Annotated in this window: 5 protein-coding genes and 2 tRNA genes; 3 read left to right on the top strand and 4 right to left on the bottom strand. The window is 44.6% G+C overall.

The genetic code is table 11. The features are described from left to right. Window positions 1–37 precede the first annotated feature (37 nt). From GVO60_RS21420 to rsgA, 4 genes are all read right to left on the bottom strand, one after another. Complete coding sequence (locus tag GVO60_RS21420) at window positions 38–1,918, bottom strand: methyl-accepting chemotaxis protein (protein ID WP_159657709.1); 1,881 nt, start codon at window positions 1,916–1,918, stop codon at window positions 38–40. Window positions 1,919–2,180: 262 nt separating this feature from the next. Continuing rightward, window positions 2,181–3,596 carry an SLC13 family permease gene (locus tag GVO60_RS21425; RefSeq protein ID WP_159657711.1) on the bottom strand — a complete coding sequence of 472 codons (1,416 nt, stop codon included), beginning with the start codon at window positions 3,594–3,596 and terminating at the stop codon, window positions 2,181–2,183. A gap of 177 nt (window positions 3,597–3,773) precedes the next feature. Continuing rightward, on the bottom strand, window positions 3,774–4,640 hold the full coding sequence (asd, locus tag GVO60_RS21430; protein ID WP_159657713.1) for an archaetidylserine decarboxylase: 867 nt from the start codon (window positions 4,638–4,640) through the stop codon (window positions 3,774–3,776). Between the two features lie 110 nt (window positions 4,641–4,750). Continuing rightward, window positions 4,751–5,806, bottom strand: a complete 1,056-nt coding sequence (gene rsgA, locus GVO60_RS21435) for a small ribosomal subunit biogenesis GTPase RsgA (RefSeq protein ID WP_159657715.1) — start codon at window positions 5,804–5,806, stop codon at window positions 4,751–4,753. A gap of 110 nt (window positions 5,807–5,916) precedes the next feature. Here rsgA and orn point away from each other — a divergent pair, with 110 nt between their 5' ends. From orn to GVO60_RS21450, 3 genes are all read left to right on the top strand, one after another. After that, window positions 5,917–6,462: an oligoribonuclease gene (orn, locus tag GVO60_RS21440; RefSeq protein WP_159657717.1), complete on the top strand. Its 546-nt coding sequence runs from the start codon at window positions 5,917–5,919 to the stop codon at window positions 6,460–6,462. A 178-nt stretch (window positions 6,463–6,640) separates the two neighbouring features. Then, window positions 6,641–6,716: transfer RNA gene (locus GVO60_RS21445), tRNA-Gly, on the top strand. A gap of 41 nt (window positions 6,717–6,757) precedes the next feature. Next, window positions 6,758–6,834: transfer RNA gene (locus GVO60_RS21450), tRNA-Met, on the top strand. Window positions 6,835–6,842: the final 8 nt, after the last annotated feature.

Consider the following 6,842-nt stretch of genomic DNA (forward strand, 5'->3'; position numbering starts at 1 on the left):
TGACAATATGCATTAAATTATTGTGGAATCAAAGCGTTTAAACTTTGAATCGACCGACCTCCATACGCATTGTTTCTGCTGAATCACGCATGTTGTCGGCACTTTCACTACTTTGAACCGCTTGAGATGCCAACATGTCTGAAGCGTCTTTAATACCTTGAGTATTGCGACTAATGTCTTCACTCACGGCACGTTGCTCTTCTGCAGCGCTGGCGATTTGCAGTGCCATATCATTGATTTCATTGATAGCTGAAGTAATGGTATTTAGGCTTTCAGAAGCTTGTTCGGCGTAGTCAACACTGGTGTCAGCAAGAGATGTACTTGCTTGCATGCTGTTCACTGCAAGCTTGGTATTGTTTTGCAAAGTCTCAATCATATTGCGAATTTCTTCGGTCGATCCGTGAGTTCTTTGGCTTAGTACACGCACTTCGTCGGCGACAACCGCGAAACCTCGGCCTTGCTCGCCAGCTCGAGCCGCTTCAATCGCCGCGTTCAGAGCCAGTAGGTTAGTCTGCTCAGCAATCTCTTGGATGGTGGACAGAATTTGGTTGATGCTTTGAGTGTTGTTTTCAAGTTCTGAAATAATGCCTGAAGCCGATGATACTTGCTCTGCCAAATCAACGATGGCACGACGGTTTTTCTCGATCACATCTTGGCCACCTTCACAGGCAGTAGCGGAACCTTGGGATGCCGTCGCCGTCATTTCTGCATGGCTCGCTACTTCTGCGGCTGTGGCTGACATTTCATGAATAGCCGTCGCGATTTGGTTGACGTCATTTTGCTGCGTTTCAACTTGCTCTGATGCTTGCTGAGAAAGCTGGTTAGCTTGTTTAGCTTGCGCGGCGAGTTTCTGGCTGTGGTTAATGATGCTGCTGATCATTGCCTGCATTTGGCTTAAGAATTGGTTTACGTGGGTAGCAAGCTCACCAATCTCATCCATACGACGAATTTCAATGCGTTGAGTCAAGTCACCTTCACCTTGCGCCAATTGAGACAGCGCATCAGAAAGTGTTTGCAATGGTTTAAGTAAGCGAGTCACCACGTAAGTGCTGATCGATGCAATTACAATATAAAGTAAAATTGAGGCAATAGCGGTGAACTGAATTTGTTCAGAGACAGAAGCAAAGGCCATCTCTTTATCAACCACAATGCCCAATGACCAATCGGTTGATGGAATGTTGACTACAAAGACCAGTTTATCCCCTTGGCTTGGCCAAGTGATGGTTGAGATGTAAGCGGTCTCGATCAGCTCACTGATTTTATTGGTGGTTAACACAGGGTTAAGGTTGGTTAGCGGTTTTTGACTGAGTTTTTCATCTTGATAAGCGACGATGTTATTGTTGCCATCAACTAAGAAGCTGAAACCTGCATTATCAAGAGAGACATTAAGTACTTCGTCGATAATGTTGGTCACGGTTAAATCTGCGGCAAGCACACCTTGTTTATCACCGTTGAACGCTTTAGCAAAACTCACCACGATACTGCCATCGAAATCTTGGTATGGCTCGGTAATGATCATTTCATTGGTCGCCATCGCATCTTTGTACCAAGGGCGAGTTCGTGGATCGTAGTTGGCAGGCCAGTCTTCGTTTTTGTCACCATAAGCGATAGAACCATCTTCGAATCCAGCATAAACAGACAAGAAGTTGCCAGCGCGCTTGGTGATCAGCATTTCTCGATCTGCGTCCGCTGCACCTAGGATGCTCTTTTCATTGGCGAGCATCATATCGCTGCGAATGGCAAGCCAATCAGAAACATATCGAGCAGTAGAGTGACTGATATTTGCCATCTCGCTGTTGAGTGCTGAGGTGGTTTCCTGCTTTAGTTGGCTGACCGAGATCCAAGCTTGGACCCCACTAACAACCGCAATAATGATTGCAATGGCAATTTGTATTTTGAGTTTAATGGTATTTTTCATTGCCTTTCCTTCAATAATTAGACAACAAACTAAGAAAATAATTGGACATCTTTATGGAGAGATACTCTGTGTATTAGCCAGTAAGAAGACCAAAATATGACTTTCAGTTCTAACTGTGAAATATCAAGCTGATAGTATAGAAAGCGAGCACTTATAGATTTGATCTATATTGTTATTCAGCTAGTCGAGTATGTGTGTTCCGTATTCTTTTGTTGGAAATGTGATTTCTTGCCCACAAATGTGAGCAAGAAATCCGTGAACATTAAGTCAAGATGAGAGCAGCCGTATAGACGATAAGTAAACCGATAACCCCTATGATGACGCCAGTTTTGGCCATATCTTTGCTTTCAATCAGTCCTGTCGAGTAAGCAAGTGAGTTTGGCGGTGTAGAGACTGGCAAGATCATACCAAGCGAGGCTGAGAAGGCGACGACAACCAGCAAACCTTGCAGTCCACCCACCGAAGATAGGCTCTCCATAGATGCGCCAATCGCAGCAGCAATCGGCATCAACAAGTTAGCGGTCGCAGTATTCGACATAAAGTTTGCCATCAACCAACAAACGATCGATAGGGTGATCACCACAGCAACAGGTGACAGGGATTCATAGTCAATAGCGTGCGCGAGTGCTGATGCAAGCCCTGTTTTATCTAGACCAATACCAATCGCTATACCACCGGCGACGAGCCAAAGCACATCCCAGTTGATCTGTTTAAGTTCTGCTTTACCCATGATGCCCGTTAAGGTGAAGACCGCTAAAGGAATAATGGAAACGACATAAGTGTTCATTCCGTGAAGCTTGGTAGTCATCCATAACAGAATTGTTGCGGCAAAAGTGATGTAAACCACGATAGCACGCCAGTTCTTTTGAAATTTACCGTCCAGCTTTAATTGCATCGTTGGCTGGGCGGATGGGAAAAGTCTCTGTAATAGGAACCAAGCGATAGTGAGCTGAATAATCACGAAGGGTAGGCCCATCATCATCCAGCTTAGGAAATCAATGCTGTTCTCTCCGGTTAAATATTGCAGAGCGATAGCGTTAGGTGGTGTACCAATTGGTGTCGCGATACCACCGGTGTTTGCGGCGATAGGAATACAGAGCACTAAAGCTTTTATGCCTAAGTCTCCCCTAGGAGCTGAAGCAACGATAGGGCCAAGTAAAGCAAGCATCATGACGGTTGTGGCAGTATTGGACATAAACATAGAGAACACAGCCGTAATCAGCATTAGTCCTAGCATGATGAATTTAGGTTGTTGACCAAAAGGTTTTAAAAGGACGCGAGCTAAATTGTTATCTAACTCATACTTTGAGGCCGCGATCGCAAGAGCAAAACCACCCATAAAAAGAATGATGATCGGAGAAGAAAAGGCACTAAAAATATCAGTGTAATTCATCAACTCACCAAGGTCATGGCCTGCTGGTGGGTGGCGAAATAGGTGGAGTCCTTTATCCGAAATCATGATCAGCTCAAGAGCGATAATCAAAATTGAGGTCGCAAATACCGGGACAGGCTCCAACACCCAAAGCAGTGCCGCCAACAAAAAAATAGCCAGTAAGCGATGCTGGATCAAGGTGAGATCATCAATGGGAATTAGGTCGATAGGAATGAATAACACACCAATGGGTAAGCTGAAACAAATCAGCAACTTGATTAAAACCCCATAATCGATTTTGGGCATAAATGGGTTGACCTCGAAACACTGCAATGGCGACAAGGATAAATAATAATCAAATGAGGGTCTTAGACGGAGTTTGAAGTTTTGAAAAGCAGTGGGAAAATGTTGCTGTAGATTTGTTTCTGGTCAAAAAAAGCCCCGATAAATCGGGGCGTTTGCAATCAGTTAGTTAATTTAAACTTACTTATCTTGGTTTAAATGTGCGTAAGGGGTACCCATGACCGTTGCTTCGCCATTTTGCATAGACTCATCAAATGTGATCGCATCTTTTGCAAATAGGTTGATAACGGTTGAACCTAGCTTGAAGCGGCCCATTTCTTCACCCTTCTTCAAGATAACGGCTTTATCGCCTTCTGCAGGATAATCCCATTTGTATACGCTGTTACCGCGTGGCGGTGTGACAGTACCCGCCCAAACTTGCTCAATACTACCGACAATCGTTGCACCAACAAGAACTTGAGCCATTGGGCCAAATTCAGTATCAAAAATACATACCACTCGCTCGTTGCGTGCAAATAGATTTGGTACGTTTTCAGCCGTTAGAGGGTTTACTGAGAACAGATCGCCGGGCACATAGATCATTTGGCGCAGTGTGCCATCACATGGCATATGGACACGGTGGTAATCACGTGGTGAAAGGTAAAGAGTTGCAAATTCACCATCGGCAAACTCTTTTGCTAAGTCTGCATCGCCACCGAGCAGTTCTTGTGCAGTGTAGTCGTGGCCTTTTGCTTGAATGAGCTTACCGTCGGTAATTGGGCCGAATTGGCTAACGCAAGCGTCTGCAGGATGCGTTACTACGTCATCACCTTCTGTGATTGGGCGCGCACCTTCTTTGAGTTCACGTACGAAAAACTCGTTGAAGGTGTTGAAATGTTTAGGATCCGAGTGCAGAGCTTCGTCCATGTTGACGTTGTACTGCTTGATGAACCAGCGAATGATTGCTGTTGTTAGACCGCCAGCTTTTGCTGAAGCCAGTTTACCGACTAAGCGGGTTAGACCATGCTGGGGAATCCAGTATTGCAGTCCAACTTTAATCTTATCCATTGTCGTCATTTCCAATGTTAACTAGATGTTGTTTACTTTTGGGCGCGAGATGTTACTTAAAATCACACCAAAAGTCAGTATAAAGCGTTGATTAATTGCGCGATGCGTTACTATAAATCGGCTTTTTTACTGCGTGAGTATTGGCGATTAGCCTTATTTTCAGCCATGCTTTCCAAGATTTTGTGGTAGTTTTCAAAGCGAATTTCGTTAATTTCACCTTTTTCTACCGCTTCAACCAAAATACAGCCTGGATCGTCTAAGTGTTTACAGTCGCGGAACTTGCAGCCACCGAGGTAAGGTTGAAATTCAACAAAAGCTTGGGTAATGGCTTCGGGCTCCAAGTGCCATAAACCAAACTCACGAACTCCTGGTGAATCGATAAGGTCGCCACCTGATGGAATGTGATAGAGGCGAGAAGCCGTTGTTGTGTGTTGACCAAGGCCAGAGTTCTCAGAAATCTCGCCTTCTTCTACATTGAACTGTGGCATTAATGCGTTGACCAGGCTTGATTTCCCCACGCCTGATTGGCCAACAAAGATATTAATGCGATCACTTAGTTCAGCTTCAAGTGCCGCAATACCTTCACCGGTTTGCTTACTGACGAATAGAACCTTGTAACCAATTTTCTCGTAGGCAGTGAGCCATTCTCGATATTGAGCTAGCTGTTCTGCTTCGAGAAGGTCAATTTTATTCAATACGATAAGCGGCGCGATTTTTAGCGTCTCTGCAGCCACTAAGTAGCGGTCAATGATGTTAAGTGAAAGCTCTGGCAACACAGAAGAGACAATCAGCATTTGGTCTACGTTGGCCGCTACAGGCTTCAAACCGTCATAATAATCAGGACGAGTTAGGACTGACGAACGAGGCTCAACCGCTTCAACCACACCTGAGATGCCATCCATAGATTCATGCCCAGCGCGCCAAATTACTTTATCGCCAGAGACGAGAGATTCGATACCGCGACGTAGATTGCAGCGATGAACTTCGCCGCTTTCAATGTCTTCAATGTCTGCGTGCTGTCCAAAGCGTGTGATAACTAAGCCTTTAAGAGCGGAGCCCAACATAGACTCCTCCCATTGAATGGACTCTTCATTTTTGAGCTTACGCTTTTGGTTGCTACGTACGCGTCTTACTTGACCTTTGGTGAGCTTTTTCTTTTTTGCCACAGTTGTCTACTTAATCTTTTATCGTCTTGATGGACCCTCTGATAACTATCCTGAGGATCAGAATTTGGGTATAGTACCTTTTTTATCAGAAAACCAATAGGCAACGATTTATGTCCTTTAGCGATCAGAATTTAATTTGGATGGATTTGGAGATGACTGGATTGGATCCAGAAACCCATAAAATCATCGAAATCGCGACCATTGTCACTGATAGTGAACTAAATATCTTAGCTGAAGGACCAGTATTAGCCATTCACCAACCTGAGACTGAGCTCGATAAGATGGATGAGTGGTGTACAACCACTCATACAGGCAGCGGTTTAGTGGCTCGAGTGCGTGCAAGTACGGTGACTGAGCAACAAGCGATTGAGCAAACTATTGAATTCTTAGAGAAATGGGTGCCAAAAGGTAAATCACCAATTTGCGGTAATAGCATTGGTCAAGATCGTCGTTTCTTATACAAACACATGCCGGAACTAGAAGAGTACTTCCATTATCGTTATGTGGATGTGAGTACGCTAAAAGAACTTACTCGTCGTTGGAAGCCAGAAGTGTTGGATGGGTTTTCTAAATCGGGTAGTCACCTTGCTCTGGATGACATTCGAGAGTCGATTGCGGAGCTAAAATATTATCGTCAAACCATTTTCAGTATCTGATCCTGGTAAAACTAACAGTCGCTGCGACTTTAAATTGCGGATTTAGAATAATAAATATTCTGTTCTGTGTGCTTTTTCATCAAACGGAAAAAAAACGACTTTTTTTTGCATGAAGGACTTGCATCACAAAAAAATGCTCTTATAATTCGCAGCCCTGAACGACGGAAACGTTGTTGATGCGACACTAGCTCAGTTGGTAGAGCGCAACCTTGCCAAGGTTGAGGTCACGAGTTCGAACCTCGTGTGTCGCTCCAGTTTAATAAGCGCTCATCATGCTTTGAATGATGAATACGGACGCGGGATGGAGCAGCTTGGTAGCTCGTCGGGCTCATAACCCGAAGGTCGTCGGTTCAAATCCGGCTCCCGCAACCAATTCTCTT

The organism is Vibrio atypicus (genome assembly GCF_009811315.1).
GTDB classification, from domain to species: domain Bacteria; phylum Pseudomonadota; class Gammaproteobacteria; order Enterobacterales; family Vibrionaceae; genus Vibrio; species Vibrio atypicus.

Excerpts from the sequence above, each read along its gene's own strand:
- orn (WP_159657717.1), top strand. The coding sequence starts at position 5,917 with ATGTCCTTTAGCGATCAGAATTTAATTTGGATGGATTTGGAGATGACT.
- GVO60_RS21425 (WP_159657711.1), bottom strand. The coding sequence starts at position 3,596 with ATGCCCAAAATCGATTATGGGGTTTTAATCAAGTTGCTGATTTGTTTC.
- GVO60_RS21420 (WP_159657709.1), bottom strand. The coding sequence starts at position 1,918 with ATGAAAAATACCATTAAACTCAAAATACAAATTGCCATTGCAATCATT.
- asd (WP_159657713.1), bottom strand. The coding sequence starts at position 4,640 with ATGGATAAGATTAAAGTTGGACTGCAATACTGGATTCCCCAGCATGGT.